Origin of the sequence: Prevotella sp. oral taxon 376 (assembly GCF_003043945.1) — a bacterium.
Taxonomy (GTDB): domain Bacteria; phylum Bacteroidota; class Bacteroidia; order Bacteroidales; family Bacteroidaceae; genus Prevotella.
Genome location: NZ_PYXG01000001.1, coordinates 1,508,897 through 1,531,317, shown reverse-complemented (window position 1 = coordinate 1,531,317; position 22,421 = coordinate 1,508,897). Strand labels below are relative to the sequence as shown.

Genomic DNA, 22,421 nt, shown 5'->3' with positions numbered 1-22,421 from the left:
ATTATTGAACTACAAAAAATATTTTATGGAATTTAAAGGATATTCCCTTTCTTTTAAGTATTTTTTGTTTTATTCAATTCGTAATTGATGCGATGCGTGGTATAGAGTTCCAGCAGGGCGGCGATGAGCAGCAGAATCACCCACTTATTGTACACATAGTTCAAATAGGCATAATATCCCGAACTGTCCTGGCTCTTGAACAAGGGCAGCAGATACTGGTAGGCCGTGTCGACCATCAGGAATCCCGACAGGATAAAGAGGATGTCGGCGATGGCCTGAATGCGCTTCAGGCGTTTCACGACGAGATCGTTCCCCTCGTAAGTCTGCATCAGCTGCATCAGCGTAAAGAGGATCACTCCCAAGAGAAATACCCAGCACACCACTTTCTGCTGCCACATGAACACGAAGCAGCCGGCACCCGCGACCATCAGCATGCCCCCCACTAGGAACAAGATTCCTTGCGTCTTATTCAGTTGTTTCATTTTCTATTCGTCTCTACAGGGTCTTCGTCCGTACTCAGCACATAGACATCCTCGTCGTCAGTCTTCATGAAATAATGCTCACGGGCTATCTTCTCTATCGACTTGTGGTCGTTCTTCAGACCCTTGAGCAGCTTCGTGGTGGCCTCGTTCTGGGCATTATACTTGTTGATTTCGTCCTGAAGGGCATCTATCTGGAGCTCATACTGCACGCGCCTCATGAAACTGTTCTCATCGAGGAAACCCACGATGGCAACGCCCAGCACGACCACTATCAAATACTTATAGTGGCTCAAGAAACTCCATATGGCTCCAAACCGACTGCCCATAATATTCTGCATTCGGATGCAAAAATAAAAAAAAGAATTGATATTCTCGACTTTTTTACTTACTTTTGCAACATAAATCCCAAAAACCCTATGGAAGAATACATTGTCTCGGCAAGGAAATACCGCCCCATGACCTTCGACTCGGTCGTCGGGCAGACAGCTCTTACCACCACGCTGAAAAACGCGGTGAAGAGCGGGAAACTTGCCCATGCCTATCTTTTCTGCGGCCCAAGAGGCGTGGGAAAGACCACCTGCGCCCGCATCTTTGCCAAGGCCATCAACTGCCAGCACCCCAGCGCCGAAGGAGAAGCCTGCAACGAGTGCGAGTCGTGCAAGGCTTTCAACGAGCAGAGGTCGTATAACATCTTCGAACTGGATGCCGCAAGCAACAACTCCGTGGAGAATATCAAGACCCTGATGGACCAGACGCGCATCCCGCCACAAGTGGGGCGCTACAAGGTGTTCATCATCGACGAGGTGCACATGCTCTCCACGGCGGCTTTCAACGCGTTCTTGAAAACACTCGAGGAGCCGCCGGCACATGTCATCTTCATCCTCGCCACCACCGAGAAGCACAAGATTCTGCCCACGATCATCAGCCGCTGCCAGATCTACGACTTCCAGCGCATGACCGTCCCGGAGATCGCAGACCACCTGAAGATGGTGGCCGACCGGGAAAACATCAGCTACGAGGAAGAAGCCCTGAACATGATTGCCGAGAAAGCAGACGGCGGCATGCGCGACGCCCTTTCCATATTCGACCAGGCGGCGAGCTTCTCGCAGGGCAACATCACCTACCAGAAGGTGATAGAAGACCTGAATGTGCTCGACAGCGACAACTATTTCCGCATCATCGACCTGGCTCTCGAGAACAAGGTGCCCGACATCATGCTACTGCTCAACGCGCTCATCACCAAGGGATTCGACGCCGGCCTGCTCATCAACGGGCTTGCCTCGCATGCGCGCGATGTGATGTTGGCGAAGGACGCGCAGACGCTGCCCCTGCTCGAAGTGAGCGAGCAGCAGCGACAGAGGTTCCGGCAGCAGGCACAGAAGTGCCCTTCACCTTTCTTATATAAGGCCCTGGAAATCCTGAACCGCTGCGATGTGAACTACCGGCAGAGCTCCAACAAACGGCTGCTGGCGGAACTCACGCTCATCGAGGTGGCCCAGATCACCCAGTCCGACGACGACAAGCCTGGCGCGGGGCACAGCCCCAGACGATTAAAATCCCTGTTCAAGAATCTCATGGCTCCTCAACCTAAGGCGGCTCCGCAGGTGGCTGCCGAGGAGAAACCCGTGGTGCGCCAGACGAAGGCGGCGCAGCGCCGGGAAGAGAAAACCACGCCTTCACCACAGCCCGCGACCATTCCAGCTCCGAAAGGCCGGCCGAAGTTCGGTAACATAGGTCTCACCTTCAGCAATCTTCTCAACGACGGAGACACGGGAGTAAAGGAAGAGCCCGACGAACCGATAACCGCCAAGAAGAAGGAGTTTGACGACGACGAGCTGGCCCACCAGTGGATGTCGATGTGCCTGCGAATGGAAAAGACCAATCTCGTAGGACTGGCCCAGCGCATGAAGAATCTCACGCCCGTCATCCTGCAATATCCCGAAATCGAGCTGGTCGTAGACAACTCCATTCTCCTCGACCAGCTCAACGGCATCCGGCAGCGAATAGAGAAGACGATGAAAATACGCCTCGACAACAGCGAGCTGCAACTGCACCTCCGCCTGGCAAGGCAGGAGGAGATCAAGCCCATCCTCAACAACCATCAGATATTCGAGAAACTCAGGAAGGAGAATCCCGCGCTGGAGAAGTTGAGCACCGCCCTCAACCTCGAACTCAGCTGACGGCAGGGCACATGACGGCCCCCTGTCTTTCAAGAGACGGCTTCCAAGAGGATTACACACAGCGTGTAATCCCATTACAAGCCGCTTGTAACATGCTTACAAGCGGCTTGTAACAACACCAGACGCCATTCCTCAGATGAGCCGGATGCCCATTTCGCGACACGCCGAACGCATGGCGTCGGGCCAGATGCTGGCCTGTATCTCGCCGATGTGCGCCTTGTGGAGCAAGACCATGCAGAGGCGGCTCTGCCCGATGCCGCCCCCGATGCTCAAGGGAAGCCGGCCGCTGAGCAGCTGCCGATGGAAATAGAGTTGCTCGCGGTCTTCCTCACCCTCCAGTTTGAGCTGCCGGAGCAGCGACTCCTTGTCCACCCGGATGCCCATGCTGGAGAGTTCCACCGAGCGCCCCAGGAGCGGATACCAGATGAGGATGTCGCCGTTCAGGCCCGCCAGGCCGTTCTCCGCCACGGTCGACCAGTCATCGTAGTCGGGCGCGCGGCCGTCGTGCTTCTCGCCGTTTGAGAGCTTTCCGCCAATGCCGATCACGAAGACGGCCCCGTATTCACGGCAGATGGCATCCTCGCGCTCCTTCGGCGTCAGACCGGGATAGCGCCGCAGGAGCGCCTCACTGTGAATGAAGTGAATCCTCTCGGGCAGGAAGGGCTTGACGCGGAGATAGGTCTCGCAGGTGAGGAACTCTGTCCGCAGGATGGCGGCATAGATTCGCTCCACCACATTCTGCAGGTGGGCCAGGGTGCGCTGTCCGCTGGAAATCACGGCCTCCCAGTCCCATTGGTCCACATAGAGCGAATGAAGGTTGTCCAATTCCTCGTCGGCACGGATGGCGTTCATGTCGGCATAGATGCCGTAACCCTCGTCTATGTGATACTCGGCAAGGGTCAGCCGTTTCCATTTCGCCAGCGAATGCACCACCTCGGCCTGGCTGTCGGCAAGGTCCTTGATGGGGAAAGCAACCGGCCGTTCCACTCCATTGAGGTCGTCGTTGACGCCGAGTCCCTTCAAGACGAAAAGCGGCGCCGTAACCCGGCTCAGCCGCAGTTCTGTCGATAGGTTCTGCTGAAAGAAGTTCTTGATCAGCTTGATGCCCTGCTCCGTCTGTCGCCCGTCGAGCAAGGGCTCATAGTCGATGGGCTTTATCAGTTTGCTCATTTCTCGTGTTCTTTGTATCTTCGAGGTGCAAAGGTAACCAATTATCATTAATCCGCAAGCCATTTCTCGGGAAAATCGACATTCTGACCGATTTTCCAGGCCTTCGCCTTCCCTTTTGTCAGTTCTCCGCCCCATGCCCCCAAACAATTCTCGAGACCACGGAGGGAAATATAATAAATCACTAAAAAAATCTCCGGTTTATTGCATATGTCAGAAGAAATAATTACCTTTGCAATTGTTTCGGCCCCGTAGCTTAGTTGAATAGAGCGTCAGATTCCGGTTCTGAAGGTCTTGGGTTTGAGTCCCAACGGGGTCACCACACCTAATAAAGGATGACTATGGATATTGCCGAACGATTCATCAATTATACCAAGTTTGACACCCAGTCGGCCGAAGACTCAGAAACCGTGCCCAGCACCCCGAAGCAGCTCATCTTCGCGAAATACCTGAAGGAAGAGTTGGAACATGAGGGATTTGCCGATGTGGAGATGGACGACAAGGGCTACATCTACGCAACCCTGAAAGCCAACACCAAGAAGAATATTCCCACCATCGGCTTCATCTCTCATTACGACACCGCGCTGGACGCAAGCGGAGCCAACATCAAGGCTCGCGTCGTGGCGAACTACGACGGCGGCGACATCCTGCTGTCGCCCGGCATCGTCTCTTCTCCCAAGAAATTCCCCGAACTTTTAGAGCATAAGGGCGAAGATCTCATCGTTACCGACGGCACGACTTTGCTCGGCGCGGACGACAAGGCGGGCATCGCGGAAATCGTGGAGGCCATGTGCTACCTGCGCGACCATGATGAAATCAAGCACGGCGATATACGCATGGGCTTCAACCCCGACGAGGAGATCGGCATGGGAGCCCACCACTTCGATGTGGAAAAGTTCGGCTGCGAATGGGCCTATACCATGGACGGCGGAGACATCGGCAACCTGGAATACGAGAACTTCAACGCCGCATCGGCCAAGATTACCATCAAGGGCGTCAGCGTCCACACAGGCTATGCCAAGGGAAAGATGGTCAACGCAAGCCGACTGGCCTGTGAATTCAACGGCTACATATCGGAAACTGAAATCCCGGAGACCACCGAAGGCTATCAGGGATTCTATCATCTGCTCGGCATCGAGAGCCATTGCGAAGAGGCAAAGCTCAGCTATATCATCCGCGACCACGACAAGGAGAAGTTCGAAGAGCGCAAGAACTTCATCGAGGACATCGCCAAGAGGATGAACGAAAAATATGGAGAAGGCACCGTAAAGGCAGTCCTGAAGGATCAATACTATAACATGAAGGAGAAGATAGACCCCAACATGCATGTCATAGACATCGTCCTGAAGGCCATGCAAGATACCGGCGTAACGCCCAAGGTGGAGCCTATCCGCGGCGGAACAGACGGCGCCCAGCTCAGTTTCCGCGGCCTCCCCTGCCCCAATATCTTTGCCGGAGGCGTGAACTTCCACGGTCCCTACGAGTTTGTTTCCGTCCAAGTGATGAAGAAAGCGGTGCAGGTAATCGTGAGAATATGCGAGCTTACCGCCCGATTCAACGACTAACGGCGTTCCGATCGCTCATGTCCATAAGGAAAGGCAAAAGGGTGGTGGCAAGCTCCTCGCTCTTTTGCCTTTCTGCTTTTTTCATTTCCGGCACTCCGGAAAATCATCCTTTCACCCACATAGAACAACAAAGATGTCTGAACTTCACAACCTCGTAAAAGACCTGGCATTGATCCTGATGGTCGCAGGAGCCGTGACGCTCCTATTCAAGAAACTCAAGCAACCCCTGGTGCTGGGATACATCGTGGCCGGATTCCTCGTCTCGCCACACATGCCCTACACCATGTCGGTGGTCGACAAGGTGGATATACAGACTTGGGCGGACATCGGCGTCATCTTCCTTCTGTTCTCCTTAGGACTCGACTTCTCATTCAAGAAGATCCTGAAGATGGGCATGGCACCCGTCATTGCCGCCCTCACCATCATCTTCTCCATGATGATGCTGGGCATGCTCGCAGGTCATGCTTTCGGCTGGAGCCGCATGGACTGCATCTTCCTCGGAGGTATGCTGGCCATGTCGTCCACTACCATCATCTACAAGGCCTTCGATGACATGGGACTGCGACAGCAGCGGTTTGCCAGCCTGGTGATGAGCGTGCTCATCCTCGAGGATGTGCTGGCCATCGTGATGATGGTGATGCTGTCGGCGCTGGCTGGCGACACGGCCTCCGGAGATGAACAGATACTCATGTTGCAGTCGGTTTTCAAGATCGGTTTTTTCCTCATTCTCTGGTTCGTGGTGGGTATTTTTGTCATTCCCCTGTTCCTGCGTTCCACAAGGAAACTGATGAACGACGAGACCATGGTCATCGTCGCGCTCGGCCTCTGCTGTGCCATGGCATGGATATCCACCACCGTCGGGTTCAGCAGCGCATTCGGTGCGTTTGTCATGGGAAGCATCCTTGCCGAGACAATAGAGGCCGACAAGATCGTCCGCCTCGTGGAACCGGTGAAGAATCTCTTCGGAGCCATCTTCTTCGTATCGGTGGGCATGCTCGTAGACCCAGAGATACTGGCCGACTACGCCCTGCCGATCATGGCCATCGTGCTGACCATCCTCTTCGGCCAGAGCATCTTCGGCTCCATGGGCTATCTGTTCAGCGGCCAGACGCTGAAGACTTCCATGCGCTGCGGATTCTCCATGGCTCAGATCGGCGAGTTTGCCTTTATCATCGCTTCGCTCGGCCTTTCGCTGGGCGTAATCAGCGATTTCCTCTATCCCGTGGTGGTGGCCGTATCCGTAATCACCACCTTTCTGACCCCTTACATGATTCAGGCGGCCGACCCGGCGTATGGCCATCTCGAAAGAAAACTGCCCAAGAAATGGATTCGCAGGCTCAGCCACCTCGGCTCGAGCACGGAGGGAAGCCAGCAGGAGCAGAGCCTCTGGCGCATCTACCTGCGCAAGATTACGGTAAACACGCTTATCTACTCCATCCTCACGGCGGCCGTTACCACGCTGATGCTCACATTCTTCCTGCCTTTCATACGCAAGATACTGCCCCACTGGTGGGCCAACGGCGTCTGCGGCGTGCTCCTCCTGGCACTCATCGCACCGTTCCTGCGAGCCATCATCGTGAAAAACAACCACAGCGAAGAGTTCAAGGCTCTGTGGACGGAACGGCGCATCAACCGCCTGCCGCTGATCTTCACCGTCCTGGCACGCGTGGCCATTGCCGCCTCTTTCCTGTTCTACATCTGCAACTACCTGACCCGCTTCCAGAATGCCATCGTCATCACGCTCGCCCTGATCATACTCACCCTGATGGTGCTCTCAAGAAACCTGAAACACCGCAGCATACGACTGGAACGCCTATTCGTGCAGAACCTGCGCTCACGCGACATCGCCGCACAGGTGAACGGAAGCCGGCGACCGCTCTTCGAGGGGCACCTGCTCGACCGCGACTTGCATATCTCCGACTTTGAAGTGCCCGAGGACTCGGTCTTCTGCGGCCGAACCCTGCGCGACCTGCAGCTGCGCAACCGCTACGGACTACATGTGAGCAGCATACTGCGCGGCCGGCAGCGCATCAACATTCCCGGAGGAGGTACCATCATCTTTCCCGGAGACCGCATCCAGGCCATCGGCGACGACGAGCAACTGCACGCCTTCGGCGACGGACTGCGCCGTGAGCTGGTGCCCGAGGACACGGAAATCGAGAAACGGGAGATGAAACTGCGTCAGATCATCCTGCACGAAGGCAGCCAATTCATCGGCAAGAGCCTTCGTGAGAGCGGTATCCGAGACCAGTACAACTGCATGGTGGTAGGCGTGGAAGAGGGTCAAAAGAACCTCACCCTCATCAACCCCAAACGCAAATTCGAGCAGGGAGACATCCTTTGGGTAGTGGGCGAGCAGGAAGCCGTCAACGAATTAATCAACCAGGCATGATCCAATGGGGAAGCCAAAGGGGACTTGATTGGATTCCAACATATCCTCCCCGTGTCCTACCATCCGCAATAAGCCGGACGGGAAGTTTTTGCCTGTCAAAAGGGAAGCCGTTATCCGCCTGACAAATTCGGCGAGATTGTAGGACAAAATCGGCGAAATCGTCGGACGAAATCGCCGAGATTGTCAAACAGCTAACGGCCTTTTGGAAAACCGCGCGGGGTTGGGAGGAAAGCGACAAAGGGCTTTCCCTGCCGACTAATACCACTGCACGGCATTGCTGTAGCCACTGCGCTTGTCGTATTTCAGCGCGTCGGTGAGCGTGGAGGCATTGGCGCGGAAGGTGAAATTGTAGCTGGTATAGGGGGCAATCACCACCTGGCAGCTCATGTTGAAGCAGTGGAGGTCGCGCTGCAGCGAGGCCGTGGTCATGCTCATGGCGTGGTTCTCGAAGTCGTAGCCGCTGGAGAAGCTGATGTTCCAGCCGTCGCTGATGCGCAGGTTGCCGCTCACGTTCAGCGTCTGGCTGAACTTGTAGGGATAGCGCATCTTGTCGTAGTTGAACTTCTTGATGTCAGTGTTCTCGCGCATGGTGATTCCGTATCCGAAGGTAAGCGACCACGGCATGTTGAAGACCATGTATCCGTCGTCGTCGGTCTCGGCCTTTCCGCCTCCGCTCTTCTTGCGCGCGCCGCGCTGTCCCTCGATCATGTCGTCATCGATGTTACTCTCGATGTTGGTATCCATGCCCTCGTCGTCCTTGTCGCGCAAGTCCTCGTCGTCGTTCCTGCCGCCTCCAAACCACTTCCGGAGCTTTTCGGGGGTGAGGGTGAACGAGATATTCTGCGAGAAACCTTGGAAACGGCCGAACTTACCCATGCCCCAAAGGGTGTGGTTGCCGATGTAAGGCGTGCCGTTCGCGTCCAGCTCGTAGGCGTAGGTGCCGAATACGGCGTTCATGTTGAAGGTGTAACTCTTCCACCATTTCAGTCGAAGGCGCACGGAGAGGTCGCTCCACTTGTGGGTGGTGGCTGCCGCATTATACGACATCGTGAAGCCCAGTTCGTCGATCAGGCTTATCTTCCTGTAGCCGAGTGAGTCCTTATCATGGTCGCTCTTGAGCTTCATCTCAAGGTTGTTGGAAATGTCCCAATTGATATTTTCCGTCCTTCCCTTGCCCGGGACGCCGTAGAGCGCGCCCTCGTAAGGCGAGTATTCCACGAGCGAGACATTGCCGCTGGCATCCGTTTTCTGGTAAGTGCCGTAATATCCATAGCGTGCCGAGCCGAAATCAGGTGCATAGGAGAAGCTCACACTCGGCGTGATGACATGGCGGATGGCCATGATCTTGTCGCCGAAAATTTTCTTGCTGGGCACGAAAAAGCCGTAGAGCTTGGTGCTTGCGCTGAGCGCGAGGTTCCAGTTATACACATTGTGAAAGCCGTAGGTGGTATCGTTTTTCTCCTTCTGGGCGGCCGTGTCCCAGGAGCGATCCACCTTCCGGGAATACATGCGGTCGGTGAAATTGAACGAGGGCGACACATTGACATAGTTAAACAGCGTGAAGTTTCCGCTGATGGGGATGTTGTGCTGTATGCCATTGCGCCATTCCTTCAGGAGGTTTGCCTTCAGCAGACGGTCTTCCTTGGTGTTGATGGAGTTGGAAAGGTGGCCCGTGTAGCTCATCGCGATCTTCTCATACCAGCGCTGGTTGCCCGCCATATGCTTCCTGCGGAACGGATAGAAGCGGCTGATAGACACATTCAGGTCGGGCAGGGTCATGGCAATGGAGGAGTCGCGCATGTTCTGGCTCAGGTTGGCCGTTGAGCTCAGCGACATGCCGATGCTTGAGAAAGTGGTGCTCCAGCTGACAGATGAGGTGCGCGTGCTCTGCGTGAACGACTGCGGATTGTAAAGTGAGGTGAGGTTATTACGCTCATAACTGCTCGTCGCGAAATTCACGCTGGCCGACAGCGAGCTGAAAGGATTGGCCTTGGCGTCCTGCCTGTGGCTCCATTGAATCTTGAAACTTGTCTGCCGGGCATAGTCGGGCAGACCCTTGTCGCCCGTCCGTGTATCCTGGAAACTGGCCAGGAAGCTGCCGCTATACCTATAGCGCTTGCGATAATTGGATGCCGCGCTGATTCCCCACGACCCCTTGGTGTAGATCTCGGCAAGCAGTTTCAGATCCCATTTGTCGCTCATCGCAAAGTAATACCCACCGTCGCGAAGATAGAATCCACGGTCTTGCTCGTCGCCGTAGCTCGGCATGATGAATCCCGAGGAATAGCTTTTGGTGAAGGGGAAGAAGCCGTAGGGGATAGCAAGAGGCAGGGGCACATCGGCCACTACGAGGTAGGCGGGTCCGAAAACCACATCCTTGCCCGGGCGAACCTTGGCCCGGGAAAGGGCGATATAGAAGTCGGGGTGCTCCTCGTCGCAGGTGGTATAGCGCCCATGCTTTAGGTAAATCACGCCCGAAGAGTCGCGCTTGGACACCTCGCTGGTAAGATAGCCATCCTCTTGCTGCGTATATACATTATTGATAAATCCCTTCTTGGTCTTGAAATTGAAGGCGATGGTGTCGCTCTCATACTCACTTCCACCCATCTTGAACAGCGGGCGCCCCTTGATGCCGTTCTTCTCCGTGGAATCGGCAGTGCCTATGGCCCGGACCAGACTGCTGTCAAGGCTCATCTGAATCCTGTCGCTCGCGAGGTCCATGTTCTCGTATTTCACTTGTGAGGAGCCGTAGATGTGGGCTACCTTGCTCTTGGCGTCATAGATGAGAGAGTCTTCCCCTGAGTAAGTAACCGGCGCGTCGATGCCGTTTTTCTTCTTCCGATTGAGCGAGTCGAGGTGGATTGAGTCGTCAACAGCCTTGTTGTGCCGGTAGATGGCACGCTGAATGGAGTCCATCTTCATGGTGTCGATCACGGCCGCAAGCTTGCCGGTATCGGGCGGCGTGGTGTCTCTCTGGGAAATGGAATCGCCCCGCGCCAACCTCTTTTTTTTCTTGAAGAGAGGCATATTGCCATTTGCCATCATAAACATGAAGGCAAATAACATGAGTGCGATGAGCGTTTTCCTTCTCATAAATTATCTTGCAAAGATAAAGAAATTATGCTGAACGGCTTTCCGTTTACGCTATTTTAACTTATTACCCAAACATTTTCTCCCACTCGCGAAACCTCTCAAGGCCCGCCTCGCCGAACTTCGCAAGGCTACGCTCTGCCTGTTCGACGCTCTTCTCGCCGTCGATGCGGGTCTTGGAGTAAAACTTATCGGCATAGCAGATCACCTTCTCCGCCATCGTCTGCGGCAGAAAGTCCTCATGCGGCAGCGGAAGGTTCTGGCGGATGATGTCTTCCCGGGAGAGTCCTGCTCCCGTATGGCGCTCGCAAACCCTGGCATGGGCCGGATACCCCTCGGCTCTCAAGATCTCGGCCCCTAACCTCCCGTGGCGGATATAGGGCTCCGTGCCGAAGCATTCTATGCCCGGGGCGTCGCAGAGGAATATCCCGATGTCGTGCAGCATGGCGGCTTCCTCCACAAACTGGAGGTCTAATTGCAGTTCCGGATGCCGCCCCGCGACAAGCAAGGCTTTCCTTGCCACATCCCCGCTGTGCCTCAAAAGGATACGCCTCAACCCGTTGTCTTCCGGATAATACCGGTTGATGATTGACAGATAGTCCATATCAAGTAAGTCTTATCTTTCTCAATGTCTGCCGCCGCGCATGTCCCAGGCCCGGTGTCAGGCGCTCCCGCGACAGCAGCTGGAGCGCGGTCTTCAATTCGGCAAGCAATTCCGGGTAATACACACATTGCTTATAGGCCAAATAGATGCAGGCTGAACGAATGCCGACCGGCTGCCTTGCAGCCACAGGTTGCCTTTCTTTCCGAAATGACAGAATACCCAAGCCGCTCCCTCGTTACCATTCGCAGTCGCTCAATATAAATACGATTCATTCCCTCACTTTCACGAAACGGCAACCTGCCATCCGCAATGCGGGAATGAATCGTATCTGTTCTACACAAAGATTAGTGCTCTCTTTCGATATAGGCAATCACTTCACCCTTGTTCACTTTGCCGCCCTGCTTGGCGCTGATTTCCACGAGCTTGCCGCCAAGAGCCGCGGAAACCTCGACGAATTCGCCCCAAGGAGCCTGGATGTAACAGAACGCGTCGCCCTCTTTATAGGCCTTCCCGATGAAAGGCTCTACGGCAGGGGCAGCCTCCGCGTCGCCCTGGAATTCCCAGAAGAGCTGTCCCTTGACAGGTGCCACGATGGCGTCGGCCTTGGCATGCTTGAATGCCGCTGCCTCCTCCGGGCTCACCTGGGCTCCCAGCTCCGCGTCTTTTGCCTTCTGCAGGTCAGCCAGGAAGTTCTTCTTAGCCTGTCCGCTTTTGTAGTTGCGATACTGTTCCGGATGCATGGCGAGCTCGAAGAGCTCCTCGTCGTCCTGCCCGTAGTCCCATCCGTTGTCGTCCATCTCCTTGCGGAAATCATCAAGAGCGTCAGGGATGAGCGTGTGGGGATCGGCATCGGTGAACTCGCGACCCTGGGCCTTGGCAAGCTCCACGATCTCGGGAGCCAGCTCTCCGGGCACCTTGCCCGACTTACCGAGGATCATGCCCCATACGGAATCGTCCATCATGACATAGCGTCCCTTGCCCTGCTCAAGCGTAAGGAGGTTGAAGAGCGCTATGTTCTTGACATACTGGCTGAAAGGAGTTACCAATGGAGGATAGCCTACCCGGGGCCATACATAGGCCACCTCGTCGAACAGTTTGACAAGCATGTCGTCGGTGGTAAGCTCCGGCTCACCCTTCTTTTTCTTCAAATTGTTGATCACTCCTTGGATTCCGCCAAGGTCGGCCATCATCGATCCCATCATTCCCCCGGGCAGACCGCAGCCCAGAAGCAATGAGCTCATGAACTTGTTCTGCGGGTTGATGAAGTATCCGAGCCAGTCGTCGATAAACTCCTGGGTAAGCGCACGAGCCCTCATATAGGCATCCATGTTGATGTCAGGCACTTCGAAACCGGCATGCTTGAGCATGCTCTGCACGGAGATGATATCCGGATGCACCTTTCCCCACGACAGCGGCTCAATGGCGGTGTCAATGATATCGGCACCGTTCTCGCATACCTCGAGGATAGAAGCCATGGAAAGGCCCGGACCGGAATGGCCATGATACTCGATGAGGATGTCGGGATGGTTGGCCTTGATCATCTTCGTCAACTGGCCGAGGAACGCAGGCTGGCCGATGCCGGCCATGTCCTTCAGGCAGATTTCCTCCGCGCCGGCGGCAATCTCCTCGTCGGCGAGCTTGCTATAGTATTCCAGCGTGTGGACGGGAGATGTGGTGATGCAGAGCGTTCCCTGAGGAGTCATGCCCGCTTCCTTTGCCCACTTGATGGAGGGAGCTATGTTGCGGATGTCGTTCAGACCGTCGAAGATACGGGTGATGTCGGTTCCCTGGACATGCTTCACCTTGTACATCAGCCGGCGCACATCGTCGGGCACGGGATACATGCGCAGCGCATTCAGGCCACGGTCGAGCATGTGGGTCTTGATGCCCACCTCGTTGAAAGGCTTGCAGAACGCCCGGACGGCATCATTAGGGTTCTCGCCGGCCAGCAGGTTCACCTGCTCGAAAGCCCCGCCATTGGTCTCTACACGGGCGAAGCAGCCCATTTCGATGATCACGGGAGCGATGCGCTCCAGCTGGTCCTTTCGTGGCTGGAACTTACCGGAGCTCTGCCACATGTCTCTATAGATGAGACTGAACTGAATTTTCTTTTTCATATCTTTCGCTTTTATTTATTCTGAATATCCTCTTTTTCAGGCTGCAAAAATAACTAAAAAAACTCAAATATCATCTTGCGGAATGTTTTTTTTATAAATTATAACTATCTTTGCAGGGAATAAAACCATCAGTATGAAGCTTAAACTATCCGCCATCGCGGCACTGCTGGCCGTTCTTGCCCTGGCCGCCTGCAACGGCAAGAACGCCAAACAGCCTCAATCGGCGACAAATCAGCTGCCGGAACGGCTGAAGGGCGACCGCACCGTCTATGGCCTGGCCTGCGAGGGATGCAGCGACTCGGTCATCGTGCTGCTCCCCGAAGACGGCAGCGACCCCATCAGCTACAACTGCATACTGGCCAAGCGCAACCAGAAGGTGCAGGGAAAAATGAAGATTGGCGACTGGATCTGCGTCGTGCCCAACGCTAAAGACAAACTAGTGGCAGACCTCGCCGTCGACCTTGACGACCTGAAAGGCATCTGGTGCTATGTGGTCATGCCTAAGCTGAAGGATGCGGAGACCATGAGCCACTCGGCTCAAGCACGCGCCATTGCCGAAATGCCGGACTCTATCAAGGAGACATACATGATTCCCCGAGAATACGGATTCTATCTAAAACGCCAATGGGAGTGCCAGAGCGTGGGCTATGTGGGCACTCAGAACTCTTTCGAAGACGAGAGTCCCGTTGTCTACCCGCCCTTAAGCTACTTCACGGGATGGCGTATCTGGAACGGAAAGCTCATTACCCTCAGTGCCACTCCTATCACGGAGAAAGACGGCAGCGGGCTAACGATCATTGGCGTAAAGAACGAACGCCGAGACACCTGCGACATCGACTACCTCATGGGCGACTCACTGGTATTGAGCAGCGACGGCATCTCTCGCAGCTACTATCGCAAAAACAGCCTCGACGAAGTGAACAAGAAAGCAAGGGCCATCGCCGCCAGACTCTCTGAAAAGGCCAAGAAAGAGGCCGTAAGATGAAAGGGACAACCGGCTGCCGGCCTTCGCGCGAGCGGCGGCAGACACGAACAAAGGGGCCGGAGAAGCCCCTTTGTTGTTCTTATTATATCCGGTATGGAAGCCGACCCTGGCCCACGGAAAGATTACACACAGCGTGTAATCATGTTACAAACGGCTTGTAACCCTGTTACACACAGCGTGTAACACCCACGGAAGCGGCCTCCCTGTCTCCCGCGGATTTTCCCCGCACGGGCACTATGCCGGCTGATGGGCCTCAAATCGCCGCTCGGCCAGCTGCTCATACTTCGTGCCCTTCCGCCCATAATTGGCATAAGGATAGATGCTGATGCCCCCGCGGGGCGTGAACAGGCCCGTAACCTCGATGTACTTCGGATCCATGAGCCGGATCAGATCATTCATGATGATGTTCACGCAGTCCTCATGAAAGTCGCCGTGGTTGCGGAAACTGAAGAGATAGAGCTTCAGGCTCTTGCTCTCCACCATGCGCTCGCCGGGAATATACATGATGCGAATCTCGGCAAAGTCGGGCTGCCCCGTAATCGGACAGAGGGAAGTGAACTCGGGGCAGTTGAACTGCACCCAGTAGTCTTGCCCCGGATGCTTGTTCCGGAAGCTCTCGAGCACCTCGGGAGCGTAGTCCATACGATACTGTGTCTTTGCGCCTAACTGTCTCAGGCCCTCATCTTTCCGTTCCATGCCTATAGATTGAAAATCCGCAATACATTATAGCTGATGCCCTCGTCGTAGACATCCTCGCCCTCATGCCGCTTCAAAATCCTTACGACGCGGATGGTGAAAGGCAGTGCCACAACCTCGTAAACCGTCTTCAGCACCACCTGCCAAAACATCAATACGGGAAGCTCCTCGGCCGGAACCACCCCCGACAAGGCCAGGGGAAAGAAGATCACAGAGTCCAGTCCCTCGCCGACCACCGTGGAAAGAATGGCACGCAACGAGAAGTTGCGGCCCTTTGAAGCAATCTTCATCTTGCTCATCACGAAGGCATTGGCAAACGATCCGGCAAGGAAAGCTATGAACGAGGCCACCGCGATGCGAGGTGCCAAGCCAAAAACAGCGTGAAAACCGGCATCGTTCGTCCAATACGAAGCCCCCGGAATCCAGTCGCACAAGGCGCCCAGAGCCACGAAAAAGAAGTTCATAGCAAACCCCGTCCATATCAATAGCCGTGCTTTGCGATAGCCCCAGACCTCACACACACAATCATTGATGATGTAGCTTACCGGGAAGACGATCAAACCACCCGTAAGACTGATACTACCTACTGATATTTGCTTTGTTTCCAAAACGTTTGCCGCTATCAGGCAAACGCAGAAGAGGATGCTGAAAAGCATAAACAGCACACTCACGCTCTGTCTTTTATTTTTCATTTTCTTGTTTTGTTAGAGGGGGTTACCAAGCACCCCTATTATCCAAAATTTTTGCAAAGATAAGCAAAATAATCGATATTCATGCCTCCTTTCAAATAAAAACGCTAATTTTGCACGAAAATCCATCATTAAAAAGTATGAACAAATGAGAAAACTATTTTCGCTTCTGGCATTCGCCTTCGTGGCAATGTCTTTGCACGCACAGGATGTAGAGTACAGTATTACCGGCACCGCACCTGACAGCGTCAGGCAAGTCTTCGTCTACACCAATGGCAATTTCCGTCAGGCCGACACCATAATGGTGGAGAAAGGCAGGTTTCAAATTAACGGGAAGGCGCCGCTCAACACATTCCTTACCCTCCATTATGGCGACGAGAGCTTGGTGGTCATGAACGACCGCACTCCCGTTAAGGTCGACATGGCGAGCTGTGATATTACCGGTTCTGCCGAGAATGTCCAGCTCTCCTTGCTCCAGAAATCAATGAAGAAGAAGAACGAGGAGATGATGCCCCTCGTTTATGAATGGAAAAGCCTCTGGGAAGACCAGACTCCAGACGGCAAGGCAAGAAAGGATGTCATCGAGGCAAGGCTCAACAAGCTCGAGAACGACAAGATGGAAGATGTCATAGAGTATGCCAAGGCGCACAAGGATATGGTTTCCCCCGCTTATTTTCTCGGCATCTACTCCATGTATTTCGACTATGACCAGCTGAAGGAGCTGGCCGAAGCCAAAGCCGCCTACACATCCCATCCCATGCTGCGGAACCTCAAGGAAACCTATAATGCCCTGGGCAAGCGCCGCAGCGGCCTCCAGTTTACCGACCTCACCATGCAGGACATGGACGGAAAGACCGTCAGGCTGAGCCAGTGGGTCGGCAAGGGCAACTATGTTCTCGTGGATTTTTGGGCCTCATGGTGCGGACCTTGCCGGCAGGAGATGCCGAATGTGGTGGCCGCCTACAACAAATATCACAAAGGCAAGGGCTTTGAAGTGGTAGGAGTTTCCTTCGACAACAAGGCCGACAGCTGGAAAAAGGCCGTCAGCGACCTTGGTATGGAATGGCCCCAGATGAGCGATCTCAAAGGTTGGGAATGCGCCGCACACGAAGTATACGGCATCAACTCCATCCCCTCCAACATCCTCGTAGACCCCAACGGCAAGATTATCGCCAGCGACCTGCGGGGTGAAGGCCTCCTGTCTGAGCTGAAAAAGCTTTACGGAGAATAAGAGGCACAACACCGGAAGAAACCGCATACGAAAGCGCGCCCGGCATGACCGGGTGCGCCTTTTTATCTACGGCAGGCTCACTTGCCGCCTCTGGGAAGAAGAATGACAAATGCGGGGAGGAGAAATCACTTCACTATGTCGTTCATGTCAACATAGCCATGGGTAACGGCAAATATCGTGAGAGCGCTCACGCTCTTGATACCCAGCTTCTCCTGGATGTTCTTGCGGTGAGAGATGACCGTGGTAAGGCCGATGCAAAGCTCTTGGGCAATCTCCTTGTTGGTCTTGCCCTTCACCAGACAGGCCAGCACCTCTATCTCCCGGTCGCTCAAACGCTTCTTCCGCAAGCCGTGCGGACGCGGGAAATGGGTGCCATGCGCGTGGGCACTCTGCTCCAATTGGAGCAACTGCTGAACGAAGACTTTCTCATTGACAGCCGTGCAGAGGCAATGGAAATCAGAGAGCTGGGCGTTAGGTTCCGTGGAAGTGGTGAGGACAATGGTCTTTCGCCGGCGATCGAGGAAGAATCCGCGGTTGTTCAGCACGATGTTCATACTGACGAAATAGTGCATGAAAGTCTCCGGATGACCACTCTCCAGCTCGATGAAAGAGCCGAAAGTAGCAACTTCCATCATCGGCAGCACATTCTGCAACAGCGACTTCATGCCAATAGCGGCAAGTACATCCGGATGCACTACGGCCAGACGCGGACATGTCCGCATGTCATGTTTCCCCATTTCCATTGGTGCAAAGGTAAAAAATAATCATGAGAAAAAGAAAGGTTTCCGGGAAAATCAACTCCGGCCTCTCTTCGCCGAAAGGTGTTTGCGCAACTTCCTATCGCCTCCGTATAGACAGTCGGCGCAGGCAGTCGGCACAAAGTCCCTTCAACACATAGTTCACGCTCTTGAGCACGAAACCCGAAGGAACGGGCACCTCAGGGATAGGCGTATCCCAGAGGCAGAAAGTCTTATGGCAACTCTCACAATAGAAATGCACATGCACATCCTCGTCTCCATCCTCGGCATGACTCATGCAAAGCTCGTATTTCACACATCCCCCGCCGTCCTCGATGTCATGTACGAGACGATGCTTGCGGAAAAGTGCCAGGGTGCGGGATATGTTCGACTTGTCGATCGACAGTATCGAGTATTCCAGTTCCTTGAGAGAGAGCGGCACCTTCCCTGCCGCAAGCGCCCTTGCGATGACGATGCGGTTGGCCGTAGGCTTGATGCCATGCTCCTCGAGAAGGCTTATGATGCGTTTATCATCCATGATGGCTATTTGATTCCGCTTCTTTCGAAATACTTTTTGAAGAACAACAGCTGGTAATCCAGAGAGTTTTTCCAATAGGCAGGGTCGTGCCCGCCCGGACGAGTGGTAAAGTCGTGGCCAATCTTACGCCCCAGCAGACGCTCGTGGAGCGACTTGTTCACCTCCAGGAAGAAGTCGCCCTCGCCGCAGTCGATGGCAATGGCCAGGTCTCCATCCTCTATTCTGCCTATCTGATTGACAACGGTGTGGGCATCCCAGTCTTTCTTGTGGGCGGCATATTCTCCCAAATCATAGGGCAGCTCCCAGTTTCGGGGAAAGGGACGGATGTCTACCCCACCGCTCATACTTCCGCATGCGCCATAAATATCCTTATGTCGGAAAGCCAGATAGAGGGCTCCGTGCCCTCCCATGCTCAGCCCCGTTATCGCACGGCCCTTCTTCTCCGGGATGGTGTTATAGGCAGAGTCGATATAGTTTACCAGCTCCGAACTCACGAAAGTCTCGTATTTATAGTTCTTGCGGACGGGACTGTCGAGGTACCAAGAGTTCAACGCGTCGGGTGTAACGAAGATGAAACCAAGACGGTCGGCAATCTCTGGGAGAGTGGGCTTTACCTTCTCTAGATAATACTTGCAGTTGGCAGAGGCACCATGAAGCAGGTATACAACCGGATAGCGTGCATCCCGCATCTTACGCGAAGGCGTAGGGGTGATCACGACAGCCTTGATATCCTTGCCCATAGCACGGCTATGCACAAGCACCGTATCCACTCTGCCAGCGAAAGAAGAGGCAGACAACGCGACGAACAATGCTACAAAGAATGATTTTTTCATGTGTATCTATGTGGAAAAAGTTTCTGTCGTACAAAAGTACGATTATTTTCCCAGAAACAAAAACTTTCCTCCTTTTTTCCTGTTATTATGAAAAAATCATTACCTTTGTAGCAGCGCATCCGCCATATAATAATATGTGGCGGCGCACAAGATAAAATTTCAAAATATTCTATACATGAAAAGTATTCTCGAAGGACGCCCGGCCTTAGAAAAGGAAGTGGGCCAGATTGCCGAAGTTGCCGGCTACCTGTGGCAGAACGGGTGGGCAGAACGCAACGGGGGCAACATCACCGTGAACATCACAGAGCTTATTGACGACGAAATCCGGTCAATGCCGGCCCTCTCTGAAGTAAAGGCCATCGGCGATACCATGCCTCACCTAAAGGGCAACTACTTCTATTGCAAGGGCACGGGAAAGCGCATGCGCGACCTCGCCCGCCGTCCGATGGAGAACGGATCGATCATACGAATCCTCGACGACTGCGCCAATTATGTCATCATAGCCGACAATCTCGTGCAGCCCACATCAGAGCTGCCCTCTCATCTCGCCGTCCACAACCGCATCATAGAGAAAGGAAGCAACTATAAGGCCACCGTGCACACCCATCCGATAGAACTGGTTGCCATGAGCCACAACCAGGCTTTCATGGGCAAGGATGTGCTGACCAGGATTCTATGGAGCATGATTCCCGAAACCAAAGCCTTCTGTCCCTTAGGGCTCGGCATAGCGCCTTATGCCCTCCCAGGCTCCGTGGACCTTGCCAAGGCCACCTTGAAGGAGCTTGAGGAGTATGATGTGGTGCTCTGGGAGAAGCACGGCGTCTTCGCGAAAGGCCTCGATGTCATGGATGCCTTCGACCAGATCGATGTGCTCTCAAAGAGTGCCAAGATCTATCTGGACGCCAAATGCATGGGCTTTGAACCGGACGGAATGACCGAGGAACAGATGAACGAGATGACCGAGGTTTTCCATCTGCCCAGATAATGACAAACAGAAAGAAAAGCCTCGGAGACGGCTGAGACCGGTCAGAAGAAGATCGAGAAACAGGTTGAGAGACAAAAGAGGCAGAGAAAACCGGCCTCTCTCCTGCTTATATGGTTCAGGAACCGTAAAAGAAGGCCCCCATTGAGCATTGCTTTCAATGGAGGCCTTTCTGTTTCCGCCTACGCCTTGGAGTTATAGTAGTTCACCTTTCCCGCCCTCACAGACAGCAGGACATAGAGAAACATCAGCATCGCCAATACCGACAGCATGTCGCCGTCGATAACGGAGAGAACAAGGCACGCCAATGTCAGTAGCATCAAGACATACAGGACAATCTTCCAAGCCACAAGGGCCGCCGTGTTCTTAACCGTCTTTTGAAACATCAGGCCCGGCAACCGGGTGTTCTTCTTCGCCGTAGAAATAATCAGGAAGATGTTCATGGGAAGCAGGAAAAAGAGTATTACGGACGATTGCCCGAGAATGGGAATCCCTATCGAGTCGGCATCCGGCGGATAATCGCCCCGCATTCCCCTGTAGGAATAATACAGGAAGGTGCCAACAAGAAGCACTATATCTGCCAGATTGGCCATGACAAAAACGGTCTGCACGCTGCCCGCTCCTATCTCTTTCAACCGCTTCCACCTCCTGCCCCAGCATATAATGAGGCTGAGGAGCAGACCGATGCCCAAGGCGCACACGCCCATACCGACATCTTCCACCTGACCGTGAAGCCCATAGGTGGAACCGTCGGCATTCTGACTGAAGGGAATGAAGCGTGCCCAGACAAGCACAACCGCGCCCGCGAGCAGCAACAAGAGGGTCAAGATCTTAAGGAGCTTCATGCCTACAACCCGGTTTTCCAGTCTTTCTTATCCGCGCTTCGACAGCACTTCCTTCTCATACTGGTCAACCTCGGCAATGTAAGCCTCGCCCACGGGGGCTCCGTTCTTCAAGTTGTAATAGTCGAAAACGGCACCGAACGGCAGGGTCTTCAGTTCCTCGAGGAGGGCCAGACGCTCAAACCACCTGCCCTCATCCTCGTATTCACGCAGGGTGCCGAGCGGCTCAAGCAGGGCTTGCAACAGACTCTTTTGGGCCGCACGGACACCGACGATGTAAGCGCCAATGCGGTTGATGGACGCGTCGAAGTAGTCGAGACCGATGTGAGCACGGTCGAGAGCACCCGCACGAACGAGTTCCGAGAAGAGGTCGCGGGTCTTGTCGTCGAACAGGGTTACATGGTCCGAGTCCCAATGCATCGGTCGGCTCACATGCAGCATCAGCTCCGGCACATAGAGAAGCAGGCTCGAAACGATGTCGGCCACATTCTCCGTGGGCTCATAATGCCCCGTATCAAGGGTGTAGATGACATTGTTCTTCGAGCAATAACCTGCATAGAAGTCGTGTGAACCCACGGTATAAGCCTCCATGCCGATGCCGAAGAGCTTGGCTTCAAGACAGTCCTTCATGTCCGGGAGCTGATCGGCCAGGATCTCGTCAAGGCTCTCTTTCAAAATCCGGCGATAGCGATAGCGCTCCACGGTGTAGTCCTTGAGTCCGTCGTGCACCCATATGTTCATGATACAAGGGTCTCCCTGATACTTTCCCATGGCATCGGCGATGCGACGGCAACGCTTCGTGTGCTCAATCCAGAAGTCCCTGATGGCCTTGTCGGGGTTAGCAAGCGAGAGATAACCACTCTTCGGGTGAGAGAAAGATGTTGAGTTGAAGTCGAGCTTGAAGCCGTGTTCCTTGGCCCATTGCATCCACCCTTCGAAGTGCTTGGGCTCCACCTCGTCGCGGTCCACGAACTTTCCGCCGAAGTCGCCATAGGTTTCATGCAGGTTGACGCGGAATGTTCCCGCAAGCAGACTCTGCACTTTCTCGAGGTCCCGGCGCACTTCCTCCAAGTTGCGAGCCCGTCCGGGATAGTTGCCCGTCGTCTGGATGCCGCCGCTGAGGGCATCGTTGCGCTCGAAGCCCACGACATCGTCAGCCTGCCAGCAATGCAGGGATATGGGAGTCTTACCCAGAGTTTCCATAGCCTTGTCGGTATCTATCCCCAGTTCCGCATAGCGCGCCTTGGCTACGGCATAGTTTTTCTCAATCTGTTCTGTTGTCATGATTTTA

General features: G+C 54.3%; 19 protein-coding genes and 1 tRNA gene. 7 read left to right on the top strand and 13 right to left on the bottom strand.

Going from position 1 to position 22,421, the window contains the following annotated elements; genetic code table 11:
* Window positions 1-53: 53 nt before the first annotated feature.
* Both C7120_RS06620 and C7120_RS06615 read right to left on the bottom strand, forming a co-directional pair.
* Window positions 54-482, bottom strand: a complete 429-nt coding sequence (locus C7120_RS06620) for a hypothetical protein (protein ID WP_107620870.1) — start codon at window positions 480-482, stop codon at window positions 54-56.
* Complete coding sequence (locus C7120_RS06615; RefSeq protein WP_107621421.1) at window positions 479-808, bottom strand: septum formation initiator family protein; 330 nt, start codon at window positions 806-808, stop codon at window positions 479-481. Before C7120_RS06615 ends, C7120_RS06620 begins: the two co-directional genes overlap by 4 nt.
* 90 nt (window positions 809-898) lie before the next feature.
* Here C7120_RS06615 and C7120_RS06610 point away from each other — a divergent pair, with 90 nt between their 5' ends.
* Window positions 899-2,662, top strand: a complete 1,764-nt coding sequence (locus C7120_RS06610; protein WP_107620869.1) for a DNA polymerase III subunit gamma/tau — start codon at window positions 899-901, stop codon at window positions 2,660-2,662.
* A gap of 132 nt (window positions 2,663-2,794) precedes the next feature.
* On the opposite strand, the gene asnA is transcribed toward C7120_RS06610, so the two are convergent.
* Complete coding sequence (gene asnA / locus C7120_RS06605) at window positions 2,795-3,832, bottom strand: aspartate--ammonia ligase (protein ID WP_107620868.1); 1,038 nt, start codon at window positions 3,830-3,832, stop codon at window positions 2,795-2,797.
* Window positions 3,833-4,074: 242 nt separating this feature from the next.
* Here asnA and C7120_RS06600 point away from each other — a divergent pair.
* The 3 genes from C7120_RS06600 to C7120_RS06590 all read left to right on the top strand — a co-directional run bounded on the left by C7120_RS06600 (window position 4,075) and on the right by C7120_RS06590 (window position 7,786).
* A tRNA-Arg gene (locus C7120_RS06600) sits at window positions 4,075-4,151 on the top strand.
* Between the two features lie 19 nt (window positions 4,152-4,170).
* Entirely contained in the window at window positions 4,171-5,394 is a 1,224-nt protein-coding gene (pepT, locus tag C7120_RS06595) for a peptidase T (protein WP_107621420.1), read from the top strand.
* Window positions 5,395-5,527: 133 nt separating this feature from the next.
* Entirely contained in the window at window positions 5,528-7,786 is a 2,259-nt protein-coding gene (locus C7120_RS06590) for a cation:proton antiporter (RefSeq protein ID WP_107620867.1), read from the top strand.
* A gap of 255 nt (window positions 7,787-8,041) precedes the next feature.
* Here C7120_RS06590 and C7120_RS06585 read toward each other — a convergent pair whose 3' ends face one another.
* The 3 genes from C7120_RS06585 to C7120_RS06570 form a co-directional block, all read right to left on the bottom strand.
* Complete coding sequence (locus tag C7120_RS06585) at window positions 8,042-10,879, bottom strand: putative LPS assembly protein LptD (protein ID WP_107620866.1); 2,838 nt, start codon at window positions 10,877-10,879, stop codon at window positions 8,042-8,044.
* Between the two features lie 64 nt (window positions 10,880-10,943).
* On the bottom strand, window positions 10,944-11,480 hold the full coding sequence (locus C7120_RS06580) for an HDIG domain-containing metalloprotein (protein ID WP_107620865.1): 537 nt from the start codon (window positions 11,478-11,480) through the stop codon (window positions 10,944-10,946).
* A gap of 344 nt (window positions 11,481-11,824) precedes the next feature.
* Window positions 11,825-13,597 (bottom strand): biotin/lipoyl-binding protein, encoded by a 1,773-nt coding sequence (locus C7120_RS06570; protein ID WP_107620863.1) that lies wholly within the window; start codon window positions 13,595-13,597, stop codon window positions 11,825-11,827.
* Window positions 13,598-13,730: 133 nt separating this feature from the next.
* On the opposite strand from C7120_RS06570, the gene C7120_RS06565 reads away from it, so the two are divergent.
* On the top strand, window positions 13,731-14,582 hold the full coding sequence (locus C7120_RS06565) for a hypothetical protein (RefSeq protein ID WP_107620862.1): 852 nt from the start codon (window positions 13,731-13,733) through the stop codon (window positions 14,580-14,582).
* A gap of 234 nt (window positions 14,583-14,816) precedes the next feature.
* On the opposite strand, the gene queF is transcribed toward C7120_RS06565, so the two are convergent.
* Together queF and C7120_RS06555 are read right to left on the bottom strand one after the other, a co-directional pair.
* Complete coding sequence (queF, locus tag C7120_RS06560) at window positions 14,817-15,278, bottom strand: preQ(1) synthase (RefSeq protein WP_107620861.1); 462 nt, start codon at window positions 15,276-15,278, stop codon at window positions 14,817-14,819.
* A 2-nt stretch (window positions 15,279-15,280) separates the two neighbouring features.
* Window positions 15,281-15,970 carry a queuosine precursor transporter gene (locus tag C7120_RS06555; RefSeq protein WP_107620860.1) on the bottom strand — a complete coding sequence of 230 codons (690 nt, stop codon included), beginning with the start codon at window positions 15,968-15,970 and terminating at the stop codon, window positions 15,281-15,283.
* 145 nt (window positions 15,971-16,115) lie between these two features.
* Here C7120_RS06555 and C7120_RS06550 point away from each other — a divergent pair, with 145 nt between their 5' ends.
* Complete coding sequence (locus C7120_RS06550) at window positions 16,116-17,198, top strand: TlpA disulfide reductase family protein (protein ID WP_107620859.1); 1,083 nt, start codon at window positions 16,116-16,118, stop codon at window positions 17,196-17,198.
* Between the two features lie 125 nt (window positions 17,199-17,323).
* Here the strand turns inward: C7120_RS06550 and C7120_RS06545 are convergent, their stop codons facing one another.
* The 3 genes from C7120_RS06545 to C7120_RS06535 all read right to left on the bottom strand — a co-directional run bounded on the left by C7120_RS06545 (window position 17,324) and on the right by C7120_RS06535 (window position 19,306).
* Entirely contained in the window at window positions 17,324-17,935 is a 612-nt protein-coding gene (locus C7120_RS06545) for a response regulator transcription factor (RefSeq protein WP_369916847.1), read from the bottom strand.
* Between the two features lie 100 nt (window positions 17,936-18,035).
* Window positions 18,036-18,473 (bottom strand): Fur family transcriptional regulator, encoded by a 438-nt coding sequence (locus tag C7120_RS06540; protein ID WP_107620857.1) that lies wholly within the window; start codon window positions 18,471-18,473, stop codon window positions 18,036-18,038.
* A 5-nt stretch (window positions 18,474-18,478) separates the two neighbouring features.
* A complete protein-coding gene (locus tag C7120_RS06535; protein WP_107620856.1) occupies window positions 18,479-19,306 on the bottom strand; it encodes an alpha/beta hydrolase family protein in 828 nt (275 codons plus the stop codon).
* A gap of 175 nt (window positions 19,307-19,481) precedes the next feature.
* On the opposite strand from C7120_RS06535, the gene rhaD reads away from it, so the two are divergent.
* Entirely contained in the window at window positions 19,482-20,291 is an 810-nt protein-coding gene (gene rhaD / locus C7120_RS06530; protein ID WP_107620855.1) for a rhamnulose-1-phosphate aldolase, read from the top strand.
* A 179-nt stretch (window positions 20,292-20,470) separates the two neighbouring features.
* Here the strand turns inward: rhaD and C7120_RS06525 are convergent, their stop codons facing one another.
* Entirely contained in the window at window positions 20,471-21,133 is a 663-nt protein-coding gene (locus C7120_RS06525; RefSeq protein WP_107620854.1) for a hypothetical protein, read from the bottom strand.
* 27 nt (window positions 21,134-21,160) lie between these two features.
* Window positions 21,161-22,414 (bottom strand): L-rhamnose isomerase, encoded by a 1,254-nt coding sequence (locus C7120_RS06520; RefSeq protein WP_107620853.1) that lies wholly within the window; start codon window positions 22,412-22,414, stop codon window positions 21,161-21,163.
* Between the last annotated feature and the right edge of the window lie 7 nt (window positions 22,415-22,421).

Coding starts and splice junctions, on each gene's coding strand:
- C7120_RS06520 (WP_107620853.1), bottom strand. CDS start 22,414: ATGACAACAGAACAGATTGAGAAAAACTATGCCGTAGCCAAGGCGCGC.
- C7120_RS06590 (WP_107620867.1), top strand. CDS start 5,528: ATGTCTGAACTTCACAACCTCGTAAAAGACCTGGCATTGATCCTGATG.
- C7120_RS06540 (WP_107620857.1), bottom strand. CDS start 18,473: ATGGATGATAAACGCATCATAAGCCTTCTCGAGGAGCATGGCATCAAG.
- C7120_RS06565 (WP_107620862.1), top strand. CDS start 13,731: ATGAAGCTTAAACTATCCGCCATCGCGGCACTGCTGGCCGTTCTTGCC.
- C7120_RS06525 (WP_107620854.1), bottom strand. CDS start 21,133: ATGAAGCTCCTTAAGATCTTGACCCTCTTGTTGCTGCTCGCGGGCGCG.
- C7120_RS06620 (WP_107620870.1), bottom strand. CDS start 482: ATGAAACAACTGAATAAGACGCAAGGAATCTTGTTCCTAGTGGGGGGC.
- queF (WP_107620861.1), bottom strand. CDS start 15,278: ATGGAACGGAAAGATGAGGGCCTGAGACAGTTAGGCGCAAAGACACAG.
- pepT (WP_107621420.1), top strand. CDS start 4,171: ATGGATATTGCCGAACGATTCATCAATTATACCAAGTTTGACACCCAG.
- C7120_RS06610 (WP_107620869.1), top strand. CDS start 899: ATGGAAGAATACATTGTCTCGGCAAGGAAATACCGCCCCATGACCTTC.
- rhaD (WP_107620855.1), top strand. CDS start 19,482: ATGAAAAGTATTCTCGAAGGACGCCCGGCCTTAGAAAAGGAAGTGGGC.
- C7120_RS06545 (WP_369916847.1), bottom strand. CDS start 17,935: ATGGGGAAACATGACATGCGGACATGTCCGCGTCTGGCCGTAGTGCAT.
- C7120_RS06535 (WP_107620856.1), bottom strand. CDS start 19,306: ATGAAAAAATCATTCTTTGTAGCATTGTTCGTCGCGTTGTCTGCCTCT.
- C7120_RS06570 (WP_107620863.1), bottom strand. CDS start 13,597: ATGAAAAAGAAAATTCAGTTCAGTCTCATCTATAGAGACATGTGGCAG.
- C7120_RS06585 (WP_107620866.1), bottom strand. CDS start 10,879: ATGAGAAGGAAAACGCTCATCGCACTCATGTTATTTGCCTTCATGTTT.
- C7120_RS06555 (WP_107620860.1), bottom strand. CDS start 15,970: ATGAAAAATAAAAGACAGAGCGTGAGTGTGCTGTTTATGCTTTTCAGC.
- asnA (WP_107620868.1), bottom strand. CDS start 3,832: ATGAGCAAACTGATAAAGCCCATCGACTATGAGCCCTTGCTCGACGGG.
- C7120_RS06615 (WP_107621421.1), bottom strand. CDS start 808: ATGGGCAGTCGGTTTGGAGCCATATGGAGTTTCTTGAGCCACTATAAG.
- C7120_RS06550 (WP_107620859.1), top strand. CDS start 16,116: ATGAGAAAACTATTTTCGCTTCTGGCATTCGCCTTCGTGGCAATGTCT.
- C7120_RS06580 (WP_107620865.1), bottom strand. CDS start 11,480: ATGGACTATCTGTCAATCATCAACCGGTATTATCCGGAAGACAACGGG.